Genomic DNA, 25,102 nt, shown 5'->3' on the forward strand with positions numbered 1-25,102 from the left:
AAAACAAAAAGGCGTCCATAAGCCATGCGAAAATCGCACGCTTATGGACGCCTTTGCCCAGCGCTTTTCCGTACCGCCATTAGCACGAAAAAGTCGCAGTGAATTGTTACCGGAGATGAAGCAAGGTGTGTGCCAACCTGTCAGATATCCCTGTGACCTGACAGCACATTGAGTGGACCGTCCATGCCGCGCCGGATAACCGACGCGTCCCGATGGGGCTATTCTGCTCGCCGAAAGCGCGGCTAATATTGAGCTGGATCAATTCAGCCGGGATATCAGGCCGATGGCGAAAACGAACAACCGCCGCTATACGCGTCAGAGCGGTGGGAAGATAACGGCTTCGGCTGCACCGTTATCTGGCAAATCACGCACGCTTTATGTGCATTCACGGCGAGCGGATTCCAGTTAACGCCATGCCAACTCGCCGCGTTCCATCAGGGGTTATCCTGAAACACATCCGCCACCGCCAGCATGGCGTTGGCAATCTCGATCAGTTTCTTATTCTGGTTCATCGCCATACGGCGCAGGGTTTTATACGCCTCTTCTTCGCTTAAGCCCCGGTGCTGCATCAGCACGCCCTTGGCCCGGTCGATTTGGCGCCGCTCATCCAGCGTCGCGCGCATCGCCGCCAGTTCATGATCCAGCGCCTGCAGACGCCGCGCCTGCTGTTGCACCAGCGACAGCAGCGAACGCCCCAGCTGCGGCCGCACGCCGTCGCTGTCGAGCCAGCTGTGCGCCGCCGCGCCCTGCTCCATCTCCGAGCGGGCGATAAACACCGAATAGCTGTGGTCTTCCCCCTGCTGCGCCGCCATCAGGCCGGCGACATCCGCCTGCTGGTCAAGACAAGCCTGCTCGGCGGCGGCGATACGATCGCGGCACAGTTGCATCAGCGTCTGCTCCAGCCGATCCTCGATGTGCTTCATGGCGTCGATACGCGCCGTCGCCAGCGCGAACCATTGCAGGCTGCCTTCCAGCGGCAGGTTGTCCGGCGCGCGGGTGCAAGCCACGCGCCGCAGTCGTTCAAATTCCCGATCGGTCGCCAGCGATAACCAGCGCTCACGGCTGACGTCATCGGCGAAATTGGCGAAGGTATCGAAGCAACGCTCCTGACGTTCGATCAGGTCCAGCAATGTCTGCTGAGTACTGACCGGAAATTCACCGGCGGCAAACGCGGCGGCGCCGACCGCCCGCTCCTGACCGGCCAATTCCTTGCCCTGCATGAAACTGAACATCGCCACCAGCGCACGGGCAATCACCGGCTCCGCCGCGGTATCCGACACTTCGAACACCAGCGTCAATAGATGGCGGATGATGTCGTTGAACACCGTCATCGCGTCCGACTGCGGCAACGCGCGCTGACGCACCTGCTGGCGCAGCGACGGCAGCAACCCCAGCGTGTAAACCACGCTGGCGGCGCGGCTGAACAGCCGGCTGGCCTGCGGCAACGACCCGGCGCGCTGCGCCAGGTCATCCAGTTGTTCCATAAATTGCGACTCGGCCTGTTGCACATCCTGCTCGCGCTGCGGCAGTTCATCCACACACAGCCGCCCGTCCGAACACAGGAACAGGTTGGAGGTGCCGCGTTCGCGTTGCAGCATGTGCACCAGCTGGCTGATGCGCCCCACCAGCTCGCCGCTTTGCAGCAGCCCGCGCAGGCTATTCAGTTCACACTGGCGCGAAGCCATCAGAAAACGAATTGTCGTTGAAGGGTCCGCTACCATTCTCTCTTCTCTCTACACCGCCGATTGCCACATTATGCAATACACATGCAAATAGTGCGCCTGATACAAATAGTGCGCCTGCTCAGGCGGTTGTGCAACCAACGGGCTGACCAGCACCAAACCGGCGCGTGGTATTCCAAACTATAGGGCAGGATCGTCTACCGATGTGGGGCAGTCCAAACTGCTGTGCGCCGATATCGGCATCCAGCGTGGCGAACATCTTATTTTTGAATTCGAGTCGAACAGGTTATTCACCAGATGCACAATATCGCCGTTTGTGGCGCTACTTTGCTTGCCAATTTCCGGAGAGTGGCCGGCGGAATTATTAATCCGCTTGCCAATCAGCAGCGGCGTTTTACCGGCCGCGTCATAGGTGATGTTGTAAGTCGGTTTTCCATCGCAATCGTTGGCGACCGACAGAATACGCTCCATTATCCTTGCTGTATTAAGTCTAAAAAATCGATTTATCAAAAGAAAAAACAGCAGTAAAAATATAACCAGATTTAAAAAGGCAGAGCCGGGAAATAATCCCCGCTCTGCCGAAAAATATTATTTCACCCCACCTCCCAATACGTTATACAGCGTAATCAGATTATCCAGCCGCGACTGTTCCAGGCTGAGCAACGACTGACGGGCGCTGTACAGCGTACGCTGGGCATCCAGTACGTTGAGGTAGGTATCGACCCCGGCGCGGTAGCGGTTGCTGGCCAGTTGATAACTGCGCTCGGCCGCCGCCACGTAATCGCGTTGCGCCGCCTGCTGCTCATCAATCGTGCCTTTGCGCGCCAGCGCGTCGGCCACTTCGCGAAACGCGGTCTGCAACGTTTTCTCGTAACTGGCGACATAGCCCTGTTTTTCCGCCTCGGCGTAGCGCAACGCCGACAGGTTGGCGCCGCCGTCAAAGACAGGCAGGCTGACGGACGGCGCCAGCGACCAGACGTGCGCGCCGCCGCTAAACAGCGACGACAGCGCCTCGCTGCTCAGGCCGTTGCTGGCGGTCAGCGTAATGCTGGGGAAAAATGCCGCTCGCGCCGCGCCGATATTGGCGTTGGCCGATTTCAGGGTATGTTCCGCCGCCTGCACATCCGGACGGCGCAACAACGCGGCGGACGAAATGCCGGCGGCGACCGGTTTCACCGCCTGCGCCAGCGACGCCACATCCGCAGGCAACAGCGCCTCCGGCACCGGGCGCCCGGCCAGCAGGTCCAACGCATTCTTATCCTGCGCTTCGGTGGTCAGCGCGCTGGCGACGTCCGCCCGCGCCTGCTGGTAGACGGTTTCCGCCTGCGCTACATCCACCGCCGACGCCACACCGTTACGCAACCGGCTGCGGGTCACCGCCAGCGACTGCCCGGCGCTCTCCATCGTCTGACGCGCCAGCGCCAGATTGCTGCGGGCGGTCGCCAGCGCCACCCAGGCGGTGGACGTATCGGCGATCAGCGTCAGCCGGGTGCTGGTGGCGGTGGCCGCGCTGGACAGATACGCCTCCCGCGCCGCGCCGGTCAGGCTGCGGTTTTTACCAAACAAATCCAGCGTAAAGGCGCTGGTGGACAGGCTGGCGCCGTAGCTGCTGCTCAATACCGTCCCATTGCCGCTGCTGCTGAGCGAACGGCTGCGATCGCCATCTATCCCGGCGTTGATGGTCGGCAGCAGCGTCGCGCGCTTTTCGCCAAGCTGCGCGCGCGCCGCTTCCACATCGGCAATCGCTTTGCGCAGATCACGGTTGTCCGACAACGCCATGTCGACAACCTGACGCAGGCGATCGTCCACTAGCACCTCGCGCCACGGGATATCATCCGCCGGCTGGCGGGCCGCCGCCGCCGCATGATAGGCCGCCCCTTGCGGCCAGGCGTCAGGCACCGGCGCGGACGGCCGCTGATAGTGCGGATCCAGCGAACAGCCGGATAACAGCATAGCGCCGGTCAGTAACGTCATAATAACGCGCATCAGTTTTCTCCCTGCGTAGGCGTCGGCATCGAGGTGGATGGCGATGTTTGCGTGTGGCGACCGGGGAATACCCGTCTGACCAACACAAAGAACATCGGCACCAGAAAAATCGCCAGCACGGTGGCGGTCAGCGTACCGCCGACAATACCGCTGCCGATGGAGATACGGCTGTTGGCGCCTGCTCCGGTCGCCACCGCCAGCGGGAATACCCCGGCGATAAACGCCATCGACGTCATCAACACCGGCCGCAGACGCGTACGCGCCCCTTCCAGCGCCGCTTCATACAGCGTGGCGCCGCGCCGGTAAGCGGCTTCGGCGAACTCCACGATCAGAATGGCGTTCTTGGCCGACAGCCCGATGGTGGTAAGCAACGCCACCTGAAAATAGACGTCGTTTTCCAGCCCGCGCAATGTCGCGGCCAGCACCGCGCCCACCACCCCGAGCGGGATGACCATCATCACCGAGAACGGAATACTCCAGCTTTCATACAGCGCCGCCAGGCACAGGAACACCACCAGAATCGACATGGCGTAGAGCGATATCGCCTGCCCGCTGGCCAGCCGTTCCTGATAAGAGAGCTCGCTCCAGGCAAAGGTGGTGCCGGCAGGCAGCGCGCGCGCCAGCGCTTCCATCTCGTCCATCGCCTTGCCGGAGCTGACGCCGGGCGCGCCGGTGCCCTGAATTTCGTAGGACGCCAGCCCGTTATAACGCGACAGGCTTTCCGGGCCGTAGCTCCAGCGGGTGGCTGCAAAGGCGGAGAACGGCGTCATTACGCTGTTGCCGCTGCTGTCGGTGCCGCGCACGAACCACTTGTCGAGATCCGACGGCTGGCCGCGCGAGCCGGCGTCGCCCTGAATGTAGACTTTCTTCACCCGGCCGCGATCGATGAAGTCGTTGACGTAGGTGCCGCCCCAGGCGCTGCTCAACGTGCTGGTGACATCGCTGATCGACAGCCCCAGCGCGCGGATTTTGGCGTAGTCGAGGTCCACCTGTAGCTGCGGCATCTGCACCAGATCGTTGGGGCGTACTGCGGACAGCCGCGGATTCTTCGCCGCTTCCGCCAGCAGTTGATCGCGCAACGCCAGTAAACGACTGCGGTCGGTATTGCCGGTAGCCTGCAATTCAAAGGTAAAGCCGTCAGACTGGCCCAGCCCCTGCACCGCCGGCGGCGACATGGTGAACACCTGCGCGTCGCGAATCGCGGACAGCGCCTGCATGGCGCGATGGGCGATGGCGTCGGAACTGTTCGCGCTGCCGGGGCGTTGGCTCCAGTTCTTCAGCGCTACAAACGCCATCCCGGCATTCTGTCCGCTGCCGCTGAAGTTGAAGCCGGAAATCACGAAAATGGCTTCAACATTGTTTTTTTCCTCGGTGAGAAAATAGTGCTCGATGCGCTCCCCCACCTTACTGGTACGGGCTTCGGTGGCGCCAGCCGGCAACGTAAACTGCACCATGACATCACCCTGATCCTCGTTAGGCAGGAAGCCGCCCGGCAACCGCAGGAACAGTAAGCCCAACGCCACGATCAGCAAACCGTACAGCGCCAGATAGCGCCACGGTCCGGTAATGACATGCGCCACCCGCCCGGTATAGCGCTGCTGCAAACGGTCATACCCACGGTTGAAACGGGCGAAGAAACCGTTGCCGTCCGGCGACGAATGCGCCGCCGGTTTCAGCAACGCCGCGCACAGCGCCGGCGTCAGCGTCAACGCCACCACCACCGACAGCAGCATGGAGGACACGATGGTGATGGAGAACTGCCGATAGATCACCCCGGTCGATCCGCCGAAGAACGCCATCGGCAGAAACACCGCGCTCAGCACCAGCGCCACCCCGATCAGCGCGCTGGAAATCTCGCGCATCGACTGTTCCGTGGCCGCCACCGGCGACAGTCCCTGATCGCGCATCAGCCGCTCGACGTTTTCCACCACCACGATGGCGTCATCCACCAGCAGGCCGATCGCCAGCACCATGCCGAACAGCGTCAGGGTATTGATGGAGTACCCGAACACCGCCAGCACGCCGAACGTCCCCAGCAATACCACCGGCACCGCCACCGCCGGGATCAGCGTGGCGCGCAGGTTCTGCAGGAACAGAAACATCACCAGCACCACCAGGGCGATGGCCTCAAACAGGGTCTGCACCACCTCTTCCACCGACACCTTGATAAAGTCGGTGCTGTCTTTCGGGTAGGACACTTCGTAGCCTTGCTGCATCTGCGGGGTGAACTCCGCCACTTTGGCTTTCACCCGCTCCGCCGTCGCCAGCGCATTGGCGCCGGACGACAGCATCACCGCGATCCCGGCGGCGGGGTGACCGTTCAGCCGGGTGGTGGTGGTGTAGTCCTCGTTGCCCAGCTCGACCCGCGCCACGTCGCCAAGGCGCACCAACGCACCGCTGGATTCGCTTTTAACGATGATGTCGCGGAACTGCGTCGGGGTTTTCAGCCGTGATTGCGCGGTGACGGTCGCGGTCAATTGCTGATCGCTGCCGGCCGGCTGCGCGCCGATTTTCCCGGCCGACACCTGGGTGTTCTGCGCTTCGATCGCGGAGGAAATATCCGACGGCATCAGGCTGTACGCCGCCAGTTTGGTCGGGTCCAGCCAGATGCGCATCGCGTACTGGGAACCGAACACCTGTACGCTGCCGACGCCGTCTACCCTGGAGAGCGGGTCCTGCAGGTTGCTGACCATGTAGTCGGCGATGTCGGCGGCGGTGCTTTTATCCGTGGTGTCGTATAACGCCATGATCAGCAGGAAATCCTGCTGGGACTTGGTCACCGTGATGCCTTGCTGTTGCACTTCAGTGGGCAGGCGGCTGGTGGCCTGTTGCACCTTGTTCTGCACCTGCACCTGCGCGGTATCCGGGTTGGTGCCCTGCGTAAACGTGGCGGTGATGCGCACATCGCCGCTCGAATCGCTGGAGGAAGAAAAATAGAGTAGCCCGTCCAACCCGGTGAGCTGCTGCTCAATCACCTGGGTCACGCTGTTTTCCAGCGTGTCGGCGGAAGCGCCGGGGTAACTGGCTTTGATGGCGATGGAGGGCGGCGCCACATTCGGGTACTGCGCCACCGGCAGCGATTCAATCGACAGCGCGCCCGCCAGCATGATGACAATGGCGATCACCCAGGCAAACACCGGGCGATGAATAAAGAAACGGGAGAACATGATCAGCGGGCCTCCGTCGTGCGCGGCGTCGCCGTATCCGACCGGGCGCTCTCCTCAACGGCGGTGACTTTATCGCCCGTGCGCACCTTGTCGGTGCCTTCGGTAATCAGCCGGTCACCCGCGTTCAGCCCCTGAGTGATCAGCCAGCGGCTGCCCATCGCCTCGCCGGTTTCCACCTCGCGCCGCTCCACCACCTGCTGGTTGTTGACCACCAGCGCATAGGCATTGCCTTTGGTGTCGCGCAGGATGCCTTGCTGCGGCGCCAGAATGGCGTCAGGCACGCTGGCGGTTTCCACGGTGGCGCGCACAAACATGCCCGGTAACAACATATGCCCGGCGTTAGGGAACTCGGCGCGCAGCGTCACTGAACCGGTGGCTTCATCCACCGCCACTTCCGCCAGTTTCAGCACGCCCGGCTGGCTGTAAGGCTGGCCGTTTTCCAGCGTCAACGTTACCGCCGCCTGTTGCTGTTTCTGGTGCGCCAGCAGCGCCAGCCGCTGACTGCTGGACTGGGTAAGGTCGACATAGATCGGGTCCAGTTGGCGAATGGTGGCCAGCGCGGTGCTCTGGCTGGCGGTCACCAGCGCGCCCGGCGTGACCGACGAAATACCGATGCGGCCGGAAATCGGCGCGGTAATGCGGGTATACGCCAGGTTGATTTGCGCGGTTTTCAGGGCGGCGGTCTTTTCCGCAACGCTGGCGACATCCTGCTCATAGGTGGCCTGCGCGTCGTCCGCGTCCTGCTGCGACACCCCCTCTTCTTTCAGCAGCCGGGCGTAACGTTCGGCTTTCAGTTTGGCCGAGCGCACGGTGGACTGGGCGTTTTTCAGCGCCGCGGCGGCCTGATCCGCCGCCGCCTGATAACTGGCCGGGTCAATCTGATACAGCATCTGCCCGGCTTTCACTTCGCTGCCTTCGGTAAATAACCGTTGCTGGATAATGCCATCCACCTGCGGGCGAACCTCGGATACCATCGCCGCCGTCACGCGGCCGGTCAGTTCGCTGTGCAGCGTGACGGGTGCGCCATGCAGCGTCTGCACGGTCACCGCCACCGGCTGTGATGACGCCGGTGAAACAGCGCTGCGATCGCATCCCGTCAACAGCGCAGCGCACGTAGCCACTGTTACAATAAAGTTGTTACTTCGCATCAAGTCCTGTCCTAGAATTGAGAATGAACGTTCGTTCTCAATATAAAAAATTTGACGTCAGACTTCTTATAAAATTTGCAAGGATAGCGTTAGCAACGTTATCCAGGCATTGGAGCAATGCTATGCCATCACCCCATCATGAAGACAAGGCGCAGGCCCGGCGTGATCAGATCATCGCCGCCGCCCGCCGCTGCTTTCGCCAGTCCGGCTTTCACGGCGCCAGCATGGCGGAAATCGCCGCGCAGGCGCAGCTTAGCGTCGGGCAGATTTACCGCTATTTCGTCAACAAAGACGACATCATTGAGGAGATCGTACGGCGTATCGTCGATATCCGGCTACAGCGCATGACGCCGGAAAATGAAGACCCCCGGCGTTTTGCGCCGCTGCTGGCCCGCCGTCAGTTACCGATCGCCGGAGACAGCGACGACGATGACAACCTGCTGATGCTGGAAGTGGCATCGGAAGCCACCCGTAACCCGCGGGTGGCGAGCATCATGCAGGAGGCCGACCAGCAAATGTTTACCCGTGCCAGTACGCTGATGAAACACCGCTTTCCGCATTTTTCGGATGAGGAAATCGCCGCGCGTACCGAACTGATGGCGGTATTGTGCGAAGGCACGACATTCCGCAGTGTGATTCCGCAGCGCGCCCCGGTCGCGGTGTTGGAACCGCTGTACCAATCCCTGTTTGACTCACTGTTTCCTGATAAGACGCCATGACTGAAAAATCATCCCGTTCACGACTTGAATACGCCCTGATTCTGGGTACGCTGGCCGCGCTCGGCCCGCTATGCACCGATCTCTACCTCCCGGCGCTGCCGCAGATGACCGGCGCGCTCGCCACCTCGACGGCCGCCACCCAACTTAGCCTGACCGCCGGCCTGCTCGGGCTGGGCGCCGGTCAGTTGATCTTCGGCCCGCTGAGCGACAAGCTGGGCCGACGCCTGCCGTTGTTGCTGTCGCTGGCGATGCTGCTGTTGACTTCGGTCTGGTGCGCGCTGGCGCAGGATATCGGCCAGTTGATCGTCGCCCGGTTGTTGCAGGGCATCGCCGGCGCAGGCGGCGCGGTGTTGTCCCGGGCCGTCGCGCGGGATCTGTATGTGGGTCATGCCCTGACCCGCTTTTTCTCGTTGCTGATGCTGATCAACGGCCTGGCGCCGATCCTCTCGCCGGTACTGGGCGGTCTGCTGCTGGGCGTGACCGACTGGCGCGGTATTTTTGTGCTGCTGGCGGTGATTGCTTTTCTGTTGCTGGCGATGTGTCTGCTGCGGCTAAACGAGACGCTGCCCGCCGAGCGGCGCATCGCCGGCGGGGTCGGTTCGATGCTGTCGTCGCTGGGAAGCCTGCTGCGGGAGCGAACATTCATGGGATTGTGTCTGGCGCAGGGGCTGTGCGGCGCCGGCATGTTCGCCTACATCGGCGCCTCGCCGTTCGTGCTGCAGGAAGTGTACGGGCTCAGCCCGCAGGCGTTCAGCCTGTGTTTTGCGGTCAACGGCATCGGGCTGATCGCCGCCGGACAGCTTGCCTCCCACTTTAGCCTGCGCTTTGGCGAGCAGCGCGTGCTGCACGCCGGACTGGCTGTCTCGGTCATCTCGGCGCTGGTGCTGACGGTGGCCGGGTTGCTGCACGCGCCGCTTATCGGCATTCTGATCCCGCTGTTTTTCGCCATCGCCATGATCGGGATTGTCGGCCCCTGCGCGTCATCGCTGGCGATGCAGAGCCAGGGCAGCAAGGCCGGCAGCGCTTCGGCGCTGATTGGTCTGAGCATGTTCGCGCTCGGCGCGCTGAGCGTGCCGTTTACCGGGCTGACCGGCAGCACCAGCGCGCTGTCGATGGCGCTGGTGATTCTGGGATGTTACCTGCTGGCGGTCATCGCCTATCTGCTGTTATCCCTGAAATGCACCGCTCGGGGAGATCAACCGGAAAAGGGATGAACCGGTACGCGGCGATGAGCAGTCAGTCATCGCGCTGAATCACGGAGTTCCCCTGCGCGCACAGCCCGTGCCGGCAAGATTCACGGCACGGGCTTATCCCGATTACAAACGGCCTTCAGTGGGATCATCGCCGCCAGACAAGGCAGGGGCCGGGGTTGGTTCACCCAGCGTTTGTTTAAACCAACTGACGACTTTGCTGATGATCACCGGCTGGAACCAGTAAATATCGCCATGCCCAGCCCCTTCCAGCAGCACATATTCCGCCCGGTTGCCGCCCGCGACCAATGCCTCGTAGAGCTGTTTGCTTTGCAGCGGCGAAACGATATTGTCGGTGCTGCCGTGCATGATCAGAAACGGCGGTTTTCTTCCGCTGAGCTGGCCCATCGGGCTGGCGCTAAGCGCTTTGACCGGATCGCTGGTAATGCTGGCGCCGGAGAAATCCATAAACGCAGTGCCATTCACCAGCAGGGCTTCCGGCACCGCGGGCGATTCGTGGACTTTGCGCATATTTTCCGGAAAACCCTCGCCAATATTCAGCAAACTGGAAATCCCATACAGGGTGGCGATCGCCTGCACATCGGACGATTTATCCAGAAACTGCCCTTTGTCAAAGTTTCGCTGCCCATTCGTCGCTCCCGCCATTTGCGCGACATAGCCACCGGCGGAATCGCCCAGTACGCCGATTCTGGTCGGGTCAATGCCGTATTCCGCCGCGTGCTCACGCAGGTAACGCACCGCTGATTTGGCATCCTCGATCAACGCCGGGTATTGGTCGGCAATAACACGGTATTCCGCCGCCGCGACAACAAATCCGGATTCCGCCAGCGCCATGCGCATTTCAATGAATTTCTCATAGAAAGCCGAACGGAACCCACCACCGGGAAAATAGACAATCGCCGGTTTCAGGGCGGTAGTACGGGGGACGAGCAGGGACATTTCCAACTGACGTACTTGTTGTAGGCTTTTAATCTGGGAATAAACGATGCCATTAATAGCATCAATTTGTTGACGTACTTTTTTAACACGAATGACCTGTGCGCCCTGAGTGTATCCCGGCAGGCGATTAACGTTAGTAGCAGTATTCATAATAAATACAGTCCTTAAAATGATTTAAAAAAACATTTTATAATCGTTTGTCAGACGATTATTCCTGATGAACTAACTGGATAATTCCCGTGAGGCTGTGCCACTATAATGGTTCTTCAGGGTATAAAAAAATCGTGCTTGTCTGTTGGCTGGGGAAAAAACGAGCCGGTCAGTCGGGTGAGGGAAAAACTATTTAAGAATAAATTCGGGGCAATAAAAGAGATTAAAAATAGCTTCACGCCAATTATTCTATTAGTTTTTTTATAAAAGAATAAATTACTGCCGTAAAACATAATGCAGCATCGACTGGAATAAAAGCAGAAGAGAGAAAGACCAAATCAACAACAACGGCGTTGGCTCCCGTGAGTCAACACCGTTCCAGCAGGCAACTTATTCCGCTTACTGACTACTGTCCGGGAACAGAAACGGATTGATGCTGCTGCGGGAGAACCCTTCTTCTTCCATTTTCACGTCCAGCACCAGTGAGGCCAGATCGTCCGCCACCGCTTCCACCCGATGATCCTTTTCCTGATACAACAGTTTCAGGTAGGTGCCGCAGTCGTCGCAGCTTTCCGCCTTGATGGCAGAGTTCTCATCATCCAGCGACCAGTAGTGCAGTTTACCCGCCTGCTCACAGTTACTGCATTTGATGCGCACCATATGCCATTCGGTTTCGCACAGGTTACAGTGCAGGTAGCGCAGGCCGCTGGTGGCGCCAATCTGTATCACGCCGGAGACCGGCATGCTGCCGCACACTGGACAAAACTGGCGATGCTCGCCCTGCTCGGCGTGCGCCCGCCCCGGCAACTGGGTCGCCATTTGCGCCCAGTACAGCGACAACGCCGCCCAGACGAACGGCGCCTTATCGTTGTTTTCCGGCGTGAATTGTTGCGCGATCAGCGCATCCGCCAGCGCGTCCCACTGCTGCGCCGGCATCTTTTCCAGGTTTTCCAGCGTGGTCAGTACCTGGCCGCTGGCGGTGGCTTTCAGTTCTTCAATCAACGCCTGCAGCAGAGTATGCCAGTGCGGATCGCGCGCAAACGTGGCGGCATCCAGCGGCGGGCGTACGGCGCTGTTTTGCACGCTGCTGTTGTGCGCGCTATCGTGCAACAGGCCGGCGAGGTCCTTCTCCAGCGGATGGTCATGCCGCACTTTTTCCTGCGCGTCCACCACGTCGGCGGCAAACAGCAGGTAATCCGCCAGCGGGTGATCCTGCGCCAGCTGGCGCAGGCGCTCGGCACGACCGCTGTACAGGCTTTTTAGGTTAGCGAACAGCAAGGGAGGAATCGTGCCGATGGTTGAGGTTTTCTCACTGTCGGCCAGTTGCTCCTGCGGCACAATACGAATACTCATCAGGTTATGTTTCCTGTTTATCCACGTGGCAGGGGCCGTGCGAATACCACGCCGGCCCCCGTTCTGATGCCCTCATGTTAGCAGGTTATTCCTCACAATAAGGAGTGATTTTCCGAGCCGTGCCTGGGAATGGAAAACATCAGCCAAACTGGATAGACACGACCGGCTATCGACCGCAAAATTGGGTGGCTGTCTTTCGCCGACAGAACTCAGGCTGTGCCGTTACTATTGGCGCCGCTGGCGCGCCGGCAGGCACGCGGCGGCGATCCGGCGCACAGGTTCGGACACTCGGTGAAAGGGCGTCAGCCACGGATGCGCACGGTCAAGGGACACCGCCTGATAGGTATAACGATAACTCCGTCTAATGCTGGAAACGACATACATGACCGCAGTTTATTCTCAGACACCCACGCCGGGCGCTATCGCGTCGGTTTACCGCAAAATTACCTGGCGGCTGATCCCGTTCCTGTGCCTGTGTTATCTCGCCGCTTACCTTGACCGCATCAATATCGGGCTGGCGAAACTGCAGATGGCGAATCAGCTGGCGCTCAGCGACGTCGCCTTCGGCCTCGGCGCCGGGCTGTTCTTCGTCGGCTATATTCTGTTCGAGGTGCCGAGCAACCTGATTCTGCAACGCGTCGGCGCCCGAATCTGGATCGCGCGCATCATGATCAGCTGGGGATTGCTGTCCGCCGCGACGATGTTTGTCACCACGCCGGTTCAATTCTACGTGCTGCGTTTTCTGCTTGGCGCGGCGGAAGCCGGTTTTCTGCCCGGCGTGTTGTACTACCTGACGCGCTGGTTCCCCTCCTGGCGGCGCAGTCGCATCATTTCGCTGTTCATGATCGGCCTGCCGCTTTCCAGTGTGGTGGGCGGCCCGCTGTCAGGCTGGATTATGTCGCATTTTGATTTGGCCCACGGGCTGCGCGGCTGGCAGTGGATGTTTTTGTTGGAGGGGCTGCCGAGCGTACTGCTTGGCGTGCTGACCCTCTGGCTGCTGCCGGACGGCGTTGATCAGGCGCGCTGGCTGAGCGAGACGGACAAAGCGCAGGTGCGCGCCGATCTGGCAATCGACGCCCGCGAAGCGCCGTATATGAAACACCGCTTTCGCGACGGCTTCTTCAACCTGAAAGTCTGGATGCTGGGCGGCATCGATTTCTCGATTCTGCTGTGCGCCTATGCCATGGGGTTCTGGTTGCCGACCTTCATTAAAAAAGCCGGCGTGGCCGATATCGGGCAGATTGGCCTGCTGACGGCAGTCCCCAGCATCGCGGCGCTGGCAGGCATGGTATTGCTCGGCGCCAGCTCCGACCGGCTGCGCGAACGGCGCTGGCACATCATCGTGCCGTTCTGGCTGGGCGCGGCGGCGATGGTGGCGAGCACTTTCTTCACCCAGAATATCGTAATGACGGTGCTGCTGTTCTCGGTGGCGCAGGCCACCATTATTGGCACCGTGCCGGTGTTCTTCAGCCTGCCCGCCACCTTCCTCACCGGCACCGCCGCCGCTACCGGCTTTGCGCTGGCCTGCTCGCTGGCGAATATCGCCGGCCTGGTCAGCAATTCAATCATGGGGTTCGCTATGGAGCTAACCGGCAGCGGCAGCGGCGCACTGTGGTTCTTCGCCTTCTGTCTGCTGCTCAGCTCGCTGCTGGTGGTGGCGCTGCCGGCAAAACTGGTAAATCGCTGAGCTGGGCTGTAGGCAAACAGCCGTGTTGCTTTGTGAACGGTTAAGTTTGTCTGATCAGGGAATAGTTTCGTGCGAGATAAACGGTGTCGTTTCTTTGTTATCTCATCGCACGCACGACAAGGAGAGGCGCAACGCCGCCTCTCCTTGACCTCTGGCTGACGGCTAAACTGTGCCGCTGGCGCGGTCCCTTCGGCGTTCGCCTTCGCTGTTCGGACCGCCTGTGACGTGCTCCCAGCACGGCACAGGCTTTCGCGGCGTCCATGCCGCTCATCCGGCGAAGTCGCCCACCTCAGCACAGTTTTTGACGCTGAAAAACCTCACCATCAACCACAGACTTCACCAGTTTGCGAATTAGGATCAGTGCTTATCCTGCCCTTTGGATTGCAGCTCGCGATACCAGCGCGGATGGTGTTTCTTCGCCCAGGAACTGGAAACCCAGCCCTCCACCATCGCGGTGATGGTGCCTTTCACCCACAAGGCGGCGTACACATGCACCATGATGGTCAGGATCAAACCGACCGCGGACACCGAATGCACCACCAGCGCCGCCCGGATCACCGGGATGGAGAACGACGGCGCGAAGTACGGCCGCCAGATCACGATCCCGCTCGCCAGCAACAGCAGCAGACTGGTAATCGCCAGCCAGAACACGCATTTCTGACCGAAGTTATAACGACCGGTATCGCCGACTTCTTCGTTGCGGGCGATTTTGTGGATATTTTTCGCCCACTCCAGGTCGCTGCGTTCAATCAGGTTGTGTTTCCAGTAGCGTAAGAACATCAGCAGGAAAGCGACAAACATCACTACCCCGACAAACGGGTGCAGGATGCGCGCCAGCTGCGGCGTACCCAGCACATTCATCAGCCAGTTGAGCGACGGGAAGAAAAAACCCAGCCCGCTCAGTGCGGCGAACACAAAGCAGAACGCCACAATCCAGTGATTAATGCGCTCGGGTGCGCTGTAACGCTGAATCCGATTACTCTTTTTCATGCTGCTTGCCCTCGTGGTGCGCTTCGTCATCGTCTTCTACCCGGTTCGGACCGATACCCACGTAGTGGAATACGCTGGCGGCGAAGGTGGCGGCAAAACCGATAGCGGCCAGCGGTTTCCAGATACCTTTCCAGAAGGTCACCGCCGGGCTGATGCTCGGGTTGGCCGGCAGGCCGTTGTACAACTGCGGCCTGTCGGCGTGATGCAGCACGTACATCACGTGCGTACCGCCGACGCCGGCCGGGTCGTACAGACCGGCATTGCTGTAACCACGGCTGTTCAGGTCTATTACCCGTTCGGCCGCCAGCACTTTCATCTCTTCCTTGGTGCCGAAATGAATCGCCCCGGTCGGGCAGGTCTTCACGCAGGACGGTTCCTGACCAACCTCCACACGGTCGACGCACAGGGTGCACTTGTACACCTTGTTGTCGTCCTTGTTCATGCGCGGCACGTTGAACGGACAACCGGCGATACAGTAGCCGCACCCGATGCAGTGCTCCGACTGGAAGTCGACGATGCCGTTGGCGTACTGGATGATCGCCCCTTCCGACGGGCAGGCCTTAAGGCAGCCCGGATCGGCGCAGTGCATACAGCCATCCTTGCGGATCAGCCATTCCAGCTTGCCGTTCTCCTCGAATTCGGCGAAACGCATCACCGTCCAGGATTTGGCGCTGAGATCGGTGGGGTTGTCGTACACCCCGACATTGTGTCCGACGTCATCGCGGATGTCGTTCCACTCGGAACAGGCCACCTGACAGGCTTTACAGCCGATACAGGTGGTCACGTCGATCAGTTTGGCGACCTGTTCTTTGTGGTTGCGAGCCTGCGGCGGCGGCGTCAGTGAGTTGGTCGCGGAGCGACGGATGATATCTTGTGATTGCATTGCCATAGTGTTTCTCCGCGACTACGCCTTTTCCACATTGACCAGAAACGCCTTGTACTCAGGCGTCTGACTGTTGGCGTCGCCGACATGCGGCGTCAGGATATTCGCCATAAAGCCTTTCTGGGTGGTGCCTTCAAAGCCCCAGTGACAGGGCACGCCGATGGTCTCCACCGGTTTGCCCTGAATCGTCAGGGTGCGGATACGCTTGGTGACGACGGCTTTCGCCTTGATGTATCCCCGCTTGCTGCTGACCTTCACCACATCGCCGGCCTGAATCCCCTTCTGCTTCGCCAGTCCTTCGCCGATTTCGACGAACTGCTCCGGCTGCACGATGGCGTTAAGGCGCGCGTGCTTGGTCCAGTGGCGGAACAACTCGGTGATCGAATAAGTGGTGGCGACAAACGGGAACTCGTCTGCCGTTCCCATACGCGAGCGGTCCGCTTCCAGAATGCGCGCCACTGGGTTAATCAGCGCCTTGCTGTACACCGGATTGGTTTTCAGCGGCGATTCGGTCGGTTCGTAATGCGCCGGGAACGGCCCTTCCGCCATCTTGTCGATAGCAAACAGACGGCCCAGCCCTTCGGCCTGCATAATGAACGGACCGGCGGCGCTGCCCGGCGGGACGGTGGCGGCGAAGTCCGGCACGTCGATACCGCTCCACTTCTGACCGTTCCAGCTCAGCAGCACGCGTTTCGGATCCCACGGGCGGCCTTGTTCATCCGCCGAGGCGCGGTTGTAGAGAATGCGGCGGTTCTGCGGCCAGCACCAGGCCCAGCCCGGCGTACAGCCAAGACCAGACGGATCGGCGTTGTCGCGTCGCGCCATCTGGTTGCCCGCTTCGGTCCAGGAACCGGCGTAAATCCAGCAAAAACTGGCGGTGGAGCCGTCATCGCGCAGCAGGGAGAAGTCAGGCAGCAGTTGCCCTTTCTTCAGCAGCAGGTTGCCTTTGTCATCGAACAAATCCGCCAGCGCGCGACCGTTGGCCTCTTTGGTGATCTCCTCGGCGGACGGATCGTCCGGCTCCAGATAATCCCAGCTCATGTTCAGCACCGGCGCCGGGTTGGCGCCGCCTTCTTTGGCGTACAGCTCGCGCAGACGCAGGAACAGACCGGCGATAATCACGCCGTCGTGGCGTGCCTCACCCGGCGGCTCAGCGCCCTGATAGTGCCACTGCAGCCAGCGGCCGGAGTTGACGATGGAGCCGTTTTCCTCGGCGAAACAGCTCGACGGCAGGCGGAACACTTCGGTCTGAATCTTGCCCGGATCGACGTCATTCAGTTCGCCGTGGTTTTGCCAGAAGTTGGAGGTTTCCGTCGCCAGCGGGTCGATGATCACCAGGTATTTCAACTTCGCCAGCGCGTCGCGCGCCTTGTTGGAGTCGGCAAATGCGGCTATCGGGTTGAACCCCTGCACGACGTAGCCGTTGACCTTGCCGTCCAGCATCATGCGGGAGTAAGCCAGCGCATCGTAGCTCTTGTCCCATTTCGGCAGCCAGTCGTAGCCCCAATCGTTTTCTTTCTGCGCCTTATCGCCCCAGAAGCTTTTCATCATGCTGATAAAAAACTTGGGCGTGTTCTTCCAGTAGTTGACCTGATCCGCCAGCAGCGCTTTCGGGGTGATCTGATCCAGATAATCTTTCAGCGTGGTCTGTTTTTCCGACGGCAGCGGCATGTAACCCGGCAGGTTCAGCGACAACAACCCCAGGTCGGTATAACCCTGAATGTTGGAGTGGCCGCGCAGCGCATTCACGCCGCCGCCCGCCATACCGACGTTGCCCAGCAACAGCTGGATCATCGCCGCGGTGCGGATCATCTGGGCGCCGGAGGTGTGCTGCGTCCAGCCCAGCGCGTACATGATGGTGGCGGTGCGATCCGGCACGCTGGTGGAGGCCAGCAGGTCGCAAATGGTGAGAAAGTCCTGCTTTGGCGTGCCGCAGACGTTGGTCACCAGATCCGGCGTATAGCGGCTGACGTGCGTCTTAAGCAGGTTCCACACACAGCGTGGATGGCTTAGCGTCATATCGCGTTTAGCAAAACCGTTCTCATCCAGTTCGTACTGCCAGGAGGTGCGGTCGTACTTGCGCTCTTTCTCGCTGTAACCGCTGAAAATCCCCTCGTCGAAACTGAAGTCGTCGCGCACGATCAGGCTGGCGTTGGTGTATGCCTGCACATACGGCATCTGCACCTTGTCGTGGCTCAACAGGTAGTTCACCACGCCGAGCAGAAAGGTGATATCGGAGCCGGCGCGAATCGGCGAATAGAGGTCTGCTACCGCGGCGGAGCGGTTAAAACGCGGGTCGACCACGATCAGCTTGGCGCCGTTTTTCACCTTGGCTTCCACCGCCCACTTAAAGCCGACCGGGTGCGCTTCCGCCGGGTTGCCGCCCATCACCAGAATGACGTTGGCGTTCTTGATGTCCACCCAGTTGTTGGTCATGGCGCCGCGACCGAACGTCGGCGCCAGCGCCGCCACGGTCGGGGCGTGACACAGGCGCGCCTGGGTATCGATGCCGACCATCCCCAGCGCGCGGGCAAATTTCTGATCCAGAATGCCGGTTTCATTGCTGGCCGCCGACGAACACAGCATCCCGGTGGTCAGCCAGCGGTTAACCGTCACCCCGGCGCTGTTTTTCTCGACGAAGTTGGCGTCGCGGTCTTTTTTCATCAATCGGGCGATGCGATCAAACGCCTCTTCCCAGCTGATGCGCTGCCACTTGTCGGAACCGGGCGCACGGTATTCCGGGTATTTCAGGCGCTGGTCGCTATGGATGAAGTCCACCAGTCCGGCGCCTTTCGGGCACAATGAGCCGCGACTGACCGGATGGTCCGGATCCCCTTCGATGTGGTAAATGGACGCTTTGGCGTTTTTGGCGCCGTCGCCGAGACTGTACATCAGAATCCCGCACCCGACTGAACAGTAGGTGCAATTATTCCGGGTTTCTCTGGCGCGTAATAATTTATATTGCCGCGTTTCGGCTAACGCGGCACTGGGAGAAAAGCCCAGCGCGGTGACCGTGGTTCCAGCCATACCGCCTGCGCATATTTTAAAGAACTGCCTTCTGCTGACCTGCATGGAGATTCCTCGCACGACATCACTCAGAGCTATACCCTTTATACGTCAAGTTGACGATGTGTTGGCTTTCCGGCAACTCAAGCTATTTGGGGTATACATCGTATTTATGTATTAATGCTTTATTGATATGAATGAATGATGGCAGGAATAACGCATAAACCCCCATCAAACATATGTATTATGAACTGATGAATAAAAAGCGCCAATTAATTATCTCAACAACAACAAATCCATCACAATTCACCACATACAGGCCGTTTTTTAACGTTATCACCAGCTTAAATAGAATAATTCTCATTATCAAATCGCGCTAACACACTGTGTCGCTGTATATTTTTTTACATAACGGTAACGAGAAACGACCGTGACGGTGTTATTTCAATTTGAAATAATTAAGAATTTCTTTATAAAAAATCCGCTATCTATAATCTATTTTTACGCCTTCGTTAATAACAAGAAAATAACGATGACAATCGTCACTAATAAAAAAATAACGACGATAATCTTCCGGCTGAAAATAAATAAACCAGTCAGATTGAAAAGAAATAAATCGGAAAATTAAATAATCATATTCCCGACAGCGCTTACGACGAAAACCGGCGGCAATCACCTGCCGAAGAAAAAAATAAAAATGAACGTCCCGGTATTAATGAACAAGCGGTATCTATACGGCCATAGCCGGGAGATAAGTAATGAGCCGACGGCGTCTGGCAATCAACCAGAGTATCGGCGTCAGGAAGAGGACAGCCCTTTTTTCAGCAGAGCGGCCAGCGCGATGATGGCGTTTTCCGTTTTTTCCTGCCATTCGAAAGAGGTATTGATACGAAAATAGCGGTCAAATTTATCGCCGGTGGTGAACATTCTGCCCGGCGCAATGCTGATGCCCTGCGCCAACGCCTGCTGATACAGTTCAATGCTATTGAACGCTTCCGGCAGCCCCAGCCATAGGAAATAGCCGCCTTCAGCGTAATAAATGTCCACCCCGGCAGGGAAATGCACCTTCATCGCCTGATACAACCGGTGTTTACGCTGCTCCAGCGTACGCCGTAAACGCCGCAAATGGCTGTCGTAGCTGCTGGTGGCCAGATAATCCGCCACCGCCAGTTGCATCGGCGCGCTGGCGGAGAGCGTACTCATCAGTTGCAGCCGCTGAATACCTTGCGCCCAGCGCCCCGCCGCCACCCAGCCGACCCGGAATCCGGCAACCAGATTCTTTGAGAAAGACGAACAGTGCAGCACCTGCCCGTCACTATCAAGCGCCTTGACCGGCAGCGGGCGATAGGTGCCGGCGTACAGTTCGCTGTAGACATCATCTTCAATCAGCGGCACCTGATGCTCGCGCAACAGCGCGGCCAGTTGCTGCTTTTTCTCCCACGCCAGCGTGCAACCGAGCGGATTGTGAAAGTTGGTCATCAGCCAGCAGGCACGAATCGGATAATCGTGCAACGCCTGGCGCAGCGCCGCCAGATCGACGCCGGTGTGCGGGTGGGTGGCGATAGCGATGGCTTTCAGTTGTAAACGTTCGATCGCCTGCAACGCGCCGTAAAACGACGGCGACTCCACCACCACATAATCACCGGGCCGGGTCAGCATCTGCAGGCTCAGATTGAGCGACTCCATCGCGCCGCTGGTAATGACGATCTCGTCCGGCGACACGGCGATACCCTGCAGCGCGTAGCGCTGGGCTATCTGCTTGCGTAGTCGCTCGTTGCCGGGCGGCAGGTTATCCACCGCGTTTTCAGGTTGCATACGGCGCGCCACCGTCGCCAGCGAGCGGGTCAACTGGCGCTGGGGAAACAGCCGTGGATCGGGAAAGGCGGAACCGAACGGCACTACGCCGGGCGAGCGGCTGGCGTGCAGCACATCGAAAATAAAGCGGTTGACGTCAACGTGCTCCGTCAGGTGCACCGCGTCGCCGCTGGCGGGCGGCGCGATCGGCCGTTCGATACGCGGCGCGGCGTAGTAGCCGGACTGCGGGCGTGAAATGATCCAGCCCTGACTTTCCAGCAGTTGGTAGGCATGCAGCACCGTCATCAGGCTCAGACCGGAATGCACCGCCTTTTCGCGCAGCGACGGCAATTTTTCTCCCGGTTGCCAGATGCCGGCCTGTAACTGCGCCTGCATCTGATCGGCCAGTTGTTCGAATTTCGCCAGCGGAGAACTCCTTAGCGGGATAACGCCAGTGAGCGAGATAACGCCAGCCGGACAAAATCCAGCAGCAACCGCCGTGCCCACACCGGCTCGGCGCTGTCGGCCATTTCCGGCAACGCGCAATGACGCAGGCAGGCATTCATCACCGCCGCATCCATCTCCGGGTGGAACTGAAACGACAAGGTATGCGGCGTATAACGGATAATCTGGCAACCATCCTGTTCCGATGCCGCCAGCACCTGTGCGCCGGGCGGCGGCGCCACCACCGACTGAAGATGGCTGAGGTAGGCGCTGAACTGCGTCGGTATCGCCGTCAACAGTGCGTCTTCCGCGGCGTCGTCATGCAGAGTCACGGTCTTCAAGCCCATTTCCCGACCATTCGGGTTATCCGCCACCGTACCGCCCAGTGCATGCGCCAACAGCTGATGGCCGTAGCACACCCCCAGCACCGGCAGCCCGGCATCCACACTCTGGCGCAACCAGTCGGCGGTGCGTTCGCTCCAGTCCAGCCGGTCGGTCACCATCGACCAGGAACCGCTGATGATGGCGGCGTCATGCTCGCCGGGGTTCGGCAAAGCGTCGCCGGCGTCCGGCCGCACCACATGCAGGCGCACGCCTTCATCGGCCAGCGCGCTGCCGAACCAGTCGGCCTGCTGGCCGACGGCATGAGCGATCGGTTCGGGCGGTTCGCCCATCTGCACAATGAGCAGCGAGGGTGGTCGGGATGAAACGGGGAAATTCGCGGTTAACGTCGTCATGGCGCGTCGCTTGCCTCGGGGACTTTAAACAAGATGAGTTTTGAACGTACCACGCGGGACGCGCCCTGTCACCGCCTCATGCCGTTGAACTTTACTCATATCGGCAACAGGCGGCGCCCATACCGATCAGCCGGGGATTGACCGGGTGGATGAACGGTATGCCAGAGAAAAGACGTCGTAAAAATAGAGGTAACCCTTGGTCTGTAACAGCCTGGCGACGCCGTCTTTAACCGACCCGGCCACCTGCGGGCTCTGCAGCAACAACTCCAGCGTCTGGGGCGACACATGGCGGCTGTTATACCACTCGCCGTTGTAACACACCCGCAAATCCAGCGCGTCGATATCCTCGAAGCGGTAGCGCGGATTGATATCCATCGACATCGCCAGCGACATCAGCAGCAGAAACAGCGTAAACCCGGCCACATAAGGCGCGCCGAAATAAGGCGCGTACCATAGAATCAGCGCCACCGGCACATAGCTCACCAGCATACCGCCGAACAGATAAGGGTGGCTCACCATGAATTTACGGCTGAAGCGGATGCGATTGTCACGCCGCTCTTCACGGTTCAGACGCTCGATTTCTTCGCTCAGAATACGTTTGACTTCGTCCACGCTAATCCTCCCGGCACAGCGTTATTCATGCGAGAAGGTAGCATAGGCGCGCAAACCAGAACAGATACAGTCTGACGTAAAAAAACCATAACAGTTAGTGCTACGCTGACAGGCGGCTGGCGGCAATCAACGCCTGACCCAACGCCAGTCCGCCATCGCCGGCCGGCAAACGCGACGGCATCAACAGGGTAAAATCCGCCAGCCGCTCACGTAACAGATTGACCAGCAACCGGTTATGCATCACCCCGCCGGAACACGCCACCGTATTCAGCCCCTGTTCCCGCGCCGCCTGACGCACCAGCGCCGCCAGCCCGTCGGCCAGCGCCAGATGAAAGGCAAAGGCGCGGTCGGCCGGCGCAGCGTGATACGCCAGCCACTGCCGCCAGAACGTCGCCAGATCCAGTTGCTTGCCGGAGAGCGGCATGGTCACCGGCGGCGTTTCATCCTGATGCTGCCGGGCCAGCGCTTCCAGCCAACAGGCCGCCTCGCCTTCCCAGCTTTGTTCGCCGGCAAACCCGCAGGCGGCGGCCACTGCGTCAAACAACCGCCCGGCGGACGACGCCGGCGGCGCGTTGAGCCCGCGCGCAATAGCGCGCTTCAACAGCGGCGTCGCGTTGGCGGGGATCGCGCCGGCTTGCGGTAAGGTTTCCCAGTTCGGCACAAACGCCAGAAATTGCGCCAGCAGATTGCGCCACGGCTGACGCGCCGCCAGATCGCCGCCCGGCAGCGCCACCGCGGGCAAACCGCCCAGATGCCGGCACTGCGCGTAATCCACCCGCAGGCATTCGCCGCCCCACCAGCGGTTATCGCCGCCGTAGCCGATGCCATCCAGCGCCAGACCGATCACCGGCCCGGCGTCGCGCGGCCACTGGTGCTCGGCCATGCAGGCGACGATATGCGCGTGATGGTGCAGCACCTCCATGCAGGGTATCTCCAACTGCGCCGCCTGCTGCTGCCCCAGACGGCGGCTGGCGTAACCGGGGTGCGCATCCACCGCGATGGCTTGCGGTGTAAACCGGTAGATATCGGCGAACAGCGTCTGCGCCTGCCGGTATTGCCGTTCCACCTCGTCATCGGCCAGATCGCCCAGATGCTGGCTGACGATCGCGGACCCATCGCGCAGCAGGCAGAAGGTGTTTTTGAGATCCGCGCCCATCGCCAGCAACGCCGGCTGCTCGCTGAACCCCGGCGGTAGCGGCAAGGCATCCGGCACATAGCCGCGCGCGCGCCGCAGCATCTCCGCCCGCTCCCCCTGCATCCGCACCACCGAGTCGTCGGCCCGCTGCACGATATCGCGATCGTGCAGCAGCCACAGGTCGGTGATACCCGCCAAATCGGCCAGCGCCTGGGTATTATCCAGCGCCGGCGGCTTACCGCCGGCATTGCCGGAGGTCATCACCAGCGGCCGCGCCACCGCCGCCAGCAGCAGATGCTGCAACGGATTGGCGGGCAGCATCAATCCCACTTCATCCAGACCGGGGGCAACTCCTGCCGCCAGCGCGCCATCCTGTCGTAGCGGCAGCAACACAATCGGCGCCGCCGGGCTTTGCATCATGCGTAGCGCCGACGCGGGTTCCGCAACCGAGCTGCACTGCGTCAGCCAGCCAGCGTCCGGCAACATCACCGCCAGCGGCTTGGCCGGGCGATGTTTGCGCGATCGCAACTGCGCTACCGCCTGCGCATCGGTGGCGTCGCAGGCCAGATGAAACCCGCCCAACCCTTTTATTGCCACGATTCGCCCGGCGCACAAGGCTGCCGCCGTCTGCATGATGGCGTCATCGCCGTGGGCCACGATGCGGTGAGCGTCGCTCAGCCACACCTGCGGGCCGCAGGTGTGGCAGGCGTTGGGCTGGGCATGAAAGCGCCGGTCCGCCGGGTGCTGGTACTCCTGCCGACACGTCGGGCAAAACGGGAACGCCGCCATCGCGGTATTCGGGCGGTCGTAGGGCATCTGGCGAATGATGGTAAAACGCGGGCCGCAGTGGGTGCAGTTGATAAACGGATAACGGTAGCGGCGGTCATGCGGGTCAAACAACTCCTGACGGCACGCCTCGCAGGTGGCGGCATCCGGCACGATGTGGGTATCCATCTGCCCGGCGCCGCTGTGCTCAATCACGAAATCGTCCGGCAGCGTCTCCCAGCGGTAGGGCTGACATGCTACCTGGTCGATCTGCGCCAGCGGCGGGCATTCGGCGTACAATGCCGCCACGAAATCGGCCTCGACGCTCGCCGGCCACAGCCGGATCAGCACGCCCGCGCCGTCGTTGAGCACGCTACCTTTGGCGCCAAGACGATGGGCGATTTGCCAGACATAGGGGCGAAACCCCACCCCCTGCACCTTGCCTTTAACGCGAATATCAACGCCTGATGTCGTCTGTACATAAATAGCTGACATAGGTAAGAACCTATATTTGGGATCTGTAGGATGAATTTTCTGTAGCAAAGATGCCGATGTTCGTTTTTTTTGGCGTCAAAAACTGTGCTGAGGTGGACGGCTTCGCCGGGTGAGCCGCATGGATGCGGCGAAAGCCCGTGCCGCGCCGGGAGCGCGTCACGGGCGGCCCGAACAGCGAAGGCGAACGCCGAAGGAACCG

Annotated in this window: 17 protein-coding genes; 3 read left to right on the forward strand and 14 right to left on the reverse strand. The window is 60.3% G+C overall.

The window, feature by feature from the left end; genetic code table 11:
- Positions 1-434: 434 nt before the first annotated feature.
- The 5 genes from CPA59_RS14905 to CPA59_RS14925 all read right to left on the reverse strand — a co-directional run bounded on the left by CPA59_RS14905 (position 435) and on the right by CPA59_RS14925 (position 7,983).
- Positions 435-1,721 carry a nitrate regulatory protein gene (locus CPA59_RS14905; protein WP_039692266.1) on the reverse strand — a complete coding sequence of 429 codons (1,287 nt, stop codon included), beginning with the start codon at positions 1,719-1,721 and terminating at the stop codon, positions 435-437.
- Positions 1,722-1,862: 141 nt separating this feature from the next.
- The gene (locus CPA59_RS14910; protein WP_107759892.1) at positions 1,863-2,153 is read right to left on the reverse strand and encodes a hypothetical protein; all 291 of its coding nucleotides are present in this window, start codon (positions 2,151-2,153) and stop codon (positions 1,863-1,865) included.
- Between the two features lie 117 nt (positions 2,154-2,270).
- Positions 2,271-3,668 carry an efflux transporter outer membrane subunit gene (locus CPA59_RS14915; RefSeq protein ID WP_107759894.1) on the reverse strand — a complete coding sequence of 466 codons (1,398 nt, stop codon included), beginning with the start codon at positions 3,666-3,668 and terminating at the stop codon, positions 2,271-2,273.
- The gene (locus CPA59_RS14920) at positions 3,668-6,835 is read right to left on the reverse strand and encodes an efflux RND transporter permease subunit (protein WP_038919616.1); all 3,168 of its coding nucleotides are present in this window, start codon (positions 6,833-6,835) and stop codon (positions 3,668-3,670) included. The genes CPA59_RS14915 and CPA59_RS14920 overlap by 1 nt, the downstream gene beginning before the upstream one ends.
- Before the next feature lie 2 nt (positions 6,836-6,837).
- A complete protein-coding gene (locus CPA59_RS14925) occupies positions 6,838-7,983 on the reverse strand; it encodes an efflux RND transporter periplasmic adaptor subunit (protein ID WP_038919617.1) in 1,146 nt (381 codons plus the stop codon).
- A gap of 122 nt (positions 7,984-8,105) precedes the next feature.
- Between CPA59_RS14925 and CPA59_RS14930 the strand changes: the two genes are divergently transcribed.
- Together CPA59_RS14930 and CPA59_RS14935 are read left to right on the forward strand one after the other, a co-directional pair.
- Positions 8,106-8,702 (forward strand): TetR/AcrR family transcriptional regulator, encoded by a 597-nt coding sequence (locus CPA59_RS14930; protein ID WP_038919618.1) that lies wholly within the window; start codon positions 8,106-8,108, stop codon positions 8,700-8,702.
- Entirely contained in the window at positions 8,699-9,916 is a 1,218-nt protein-coding gene (locus CPA59_RS14935) for a multidrug effflux MFS transporter (RefSeq protein ID WP_107759896.1), read from the forward strand. The genes CPA59_RS14930 and CPA59_RS14935 overlap by 4 nt, the downstream gene beginning before the upstream one ends.
- Positions 9,917-10,018: 102 nt before the next feature.
- On the opposite strand, the gene CPA59_RS14940 is transcribed toward CPA59_RS14935, so the two are convergent.
- Positions 10,019-11,002 (reverse strand): alpha/beta hydrolase, encoded by a 984-nt coding sequence (locus tag CPA59_RS14940; RefSeq protein ID WP_107759899.1) that lies wholly within the window; start codon positions 11,000-11,002, stop codon positions 10,019-10,021.
- A 399-nt stretch (positions 11,003-11,401) separates the two neighbouring features.
- Positions 11,402-12,355, reverse strand: a complete 954-nt coding sequence (gene fdhE, locus CPA59_RS14945; protein ID WP_107759901.1) for a formate dehydrogenase accessory protein FdhE — start codon at positions 12,353-12,355, stop codon at positions 11,402-11,404.
- Positions 12,356-12,737: 382 nt separating this feature from the next.
- On the opposite strand from fdhE, the gene CPA59_RS14950 reads away from it, so the two are divergent.
- Positions 12,738-14,042: an MFS transporter gene (locus CPA59_RS14950; RefSeq protein ID WP_100850479.1), complete on the forward strand. Its 1,305-nt coding sequence runs from the start codon at positions 12,738-12,740 to the stop codon at positions 14,040-14,042.
- A 357-nt stretch (positions 14,043-14,399) separates the two neighbouring features.
- Here CPA59_RS14950 and fdoI read toward each other — a convergent pair whose 3' ends face one another.
- The 7 genes from fdoI to hypF all read right to left on the reverse strand — a co-directional run bounded on the left by fdoI (position 14,400) and on the right by hypF (position 24,903).
- Positions 14,400-15,032, reverse strand: coding sequence for a formate dehydrogenase cytochrome b556 subunit (fdoI, locus tag CPA59_RS14960; RefSeq protein ID WP_107759903.1), 633 nt, complete (start codon positions 15,030-15,032; stop codon positions 14,400-14,402).
- Positions 15,019-15,921 carry a formate dehydrogenase subunit beta gene (gene fdxH / locus CPA59_RS14965; RefSeq protein ID WP_049842387.1) on the reverse strand — a complete coding sequence of 301 codons (903 nt, stop codon included), beginning with the start codon at positions 15,919-15,921 and terminating at the stop codon, positions 15,019-15,021. The genes fdoI and fdxH overlap by 14 nt, the downstream gene beginning before the upstream one ends.
- A gap of 15 nt (positions 15,922-15,936) precedes the next feature.
- Complete coding sequence (fdnG, locus tag CPA59_RS14970; protein ID WP_107759905.1) at positions 15,937-18,987, reverse strand: formate dehydrogenase-N subunit alpha; 3,051 nt, start codon at positions 18,985-18,987, stop codon at positions 15,937-15,939.
- A 732-nt stretch (positions 18,988-19,719) separates the two neighbouring features.
- Positions 19,720-21,141 carry a PLP-dependent aminotransferase family protein gene (locus tag CPA59_RS14980; RefSeq protein ID WP_107760857.1) on the reverse strand — a complete coding sequence of 474 codons (1,422 nt, stop codon included), beginning with the start codon at positions 21,139-21,141 and terminating at the stop codon, positions 19,720-19,722.
- A gap of 11 nt (positions 21,142-21,152) precedes the next feature.
- Entirely contained in the window at positions 21,153-21,896 is a 744-nt protein-coding gene (locus tag CPA59_RS14985) for a glutamine amidotransferase (protein WP_107759906.1), read from the reverse strand.
- A 126-nt stretch (positions 21,897-22,022) separates the two neighbouring features.
- Complete coding sequence (locus tag CPA59_RS14990) at positions 22,023-22,508, reverse strand: YlaC family protein (protein ID WP_038919625.1); 486 nt, start codon at positions 22,506-22,508, stop codon at positions 22,023-22,025.
- 100 nt (positions 22,509-22,608) lie between these two features.
- Complete coding sequence (gene hypF, locus CPA59_RS14995) at positions 22,609-24,903, reverse strand: carbamoyltransferase HypF (RefSeq protein WP_107759908.1); 2,295 nt, start codon at positions 24,901-24,903, stop codon at positions 22,609-22,611.
- Positions 24,904-25,102 lie beyond the last annotated feature (199 nt).

Source organism: Dickeya sp. Secpp 1600, from assembly GCF_003049805.1.
GTDB lineage: Bacteria > Pseudomonadota > Gammaproteobacteria > Enterobacterales > Enterobacteriaceae > Dickeya > Dickeya fangzhongdai.

What these genes read in the sequence shown, in the direction of transcription:
- CPA59_RS14925 (WP_038919617.1), bottom strand. Translation starts at nt 7,983, where the DNA reads ATGCGAAGTAACAACTTTATTGTAACAGTGGCTACGTGCGCTGCGCTG.
- fdoI (WP_107759903.1), bottom strand. Translation starts at nt 15,032, where the DNA reads ATGAAAAAGAGTAATCGGATTCAGCGTTACAGCGCACCCGAGCGCATT.
- CPA59_RS14950 (WP_100850479.1), top strand. Translation starts at nt 12,738, where the DNA reads ATGACCGCAGTTTATTCTCAGACACCCACGCCGGGCGCTATCGCGTCG.
- CPA59_RS14935 (WP_107759896.1), top strand. Translation starts at nt 8,699, where the DNA reads ATGACTGAAAAATCATCCCGTTCACGACTTGAATACGCCCTGATTCTG.
- fdxH (WP_049842387.1), bottom strand. Translation starts at nt 15,921, where the DNA reads ATGGCAATGCAATCACAAGATATCATCCGTCGCTCCGCGACCAACTCA.
- CPA59_RS14940 (WP_107759899.1), bottom strand. Translation starts at nt 11,002, where the DNA reads ATGAATACTGCTACTAACGTTAATCGCCTGCCGGGATACACTCAGGGC.
- CPA59_RS14915 (WP_107759894.1), bottom strand. Translation starts at nt 3,668, where the DNA reads ATGCGCGTTATTATGACGTTACTGACCGGCGCTATGCTGTTATCCGGC.
- CPA59_RS14920 (WP_038919616.1), bottom strand. Translation starts at nt 6,835, where the DNA reads ATGTTCTCCCGTTTCTTTATTCATCGCCCGGTGTTTGCCTGGGTGATC.
- CPA59_RS14905 (WP_039692266.1), bottom strand. Translation starts at nt 1,721, where the DNA reads ATGGTAGCGGACCCTTCAACGACAATTCGTTTTCTGATGGCTTCGCGC.
- fdhE (WP_107759901.1), bottom strand. Translation starts at nt 12,355, where the DNA reads ATGAGTATTCGTATTGTGCCGCAGGAGCAACTGGCCGACAGTGAGAAA.
- CPA59_RS14985 (WP_107759906.1), bottom strand. Translation starts at nt 21,896, where the DNA reads ATGACGACGTTAACCGCGAATTTCCCCGTTTCATCCCGACCACCCTCG.
- CPA59_RS14910 (WP_107759892.1), bottom strand. Translation starts at nt 2,153, where the DNA reads ATGGAGCGTATTCTGTCGGTCGCCAACGATTGCGATGGAAAACCGACT.
- hypF (WP_107759908.1), bottom strand. Translation starts at nt 24,903, where the DNA reads ATGTCAGCTATTTATGTACAGACGACATCAGGCGTTGATATTCGCGTT.
- CPA59_RS14930 (WP_038919618.1), top strand. Translation starts at nt 8,106, where the DNA reads ATGCCATCACCCCATCATGAAGACAAGGCGCAGGCCCGGCGTGATCAG.
- fdnG (WP_107759905.1), bottom strand. Translation starts at nt 18,987, where the DNA reads ATGCAGGTCAGCAGAAGGCAGTTCTTTAAAATATGCGCAGGCGGTATG.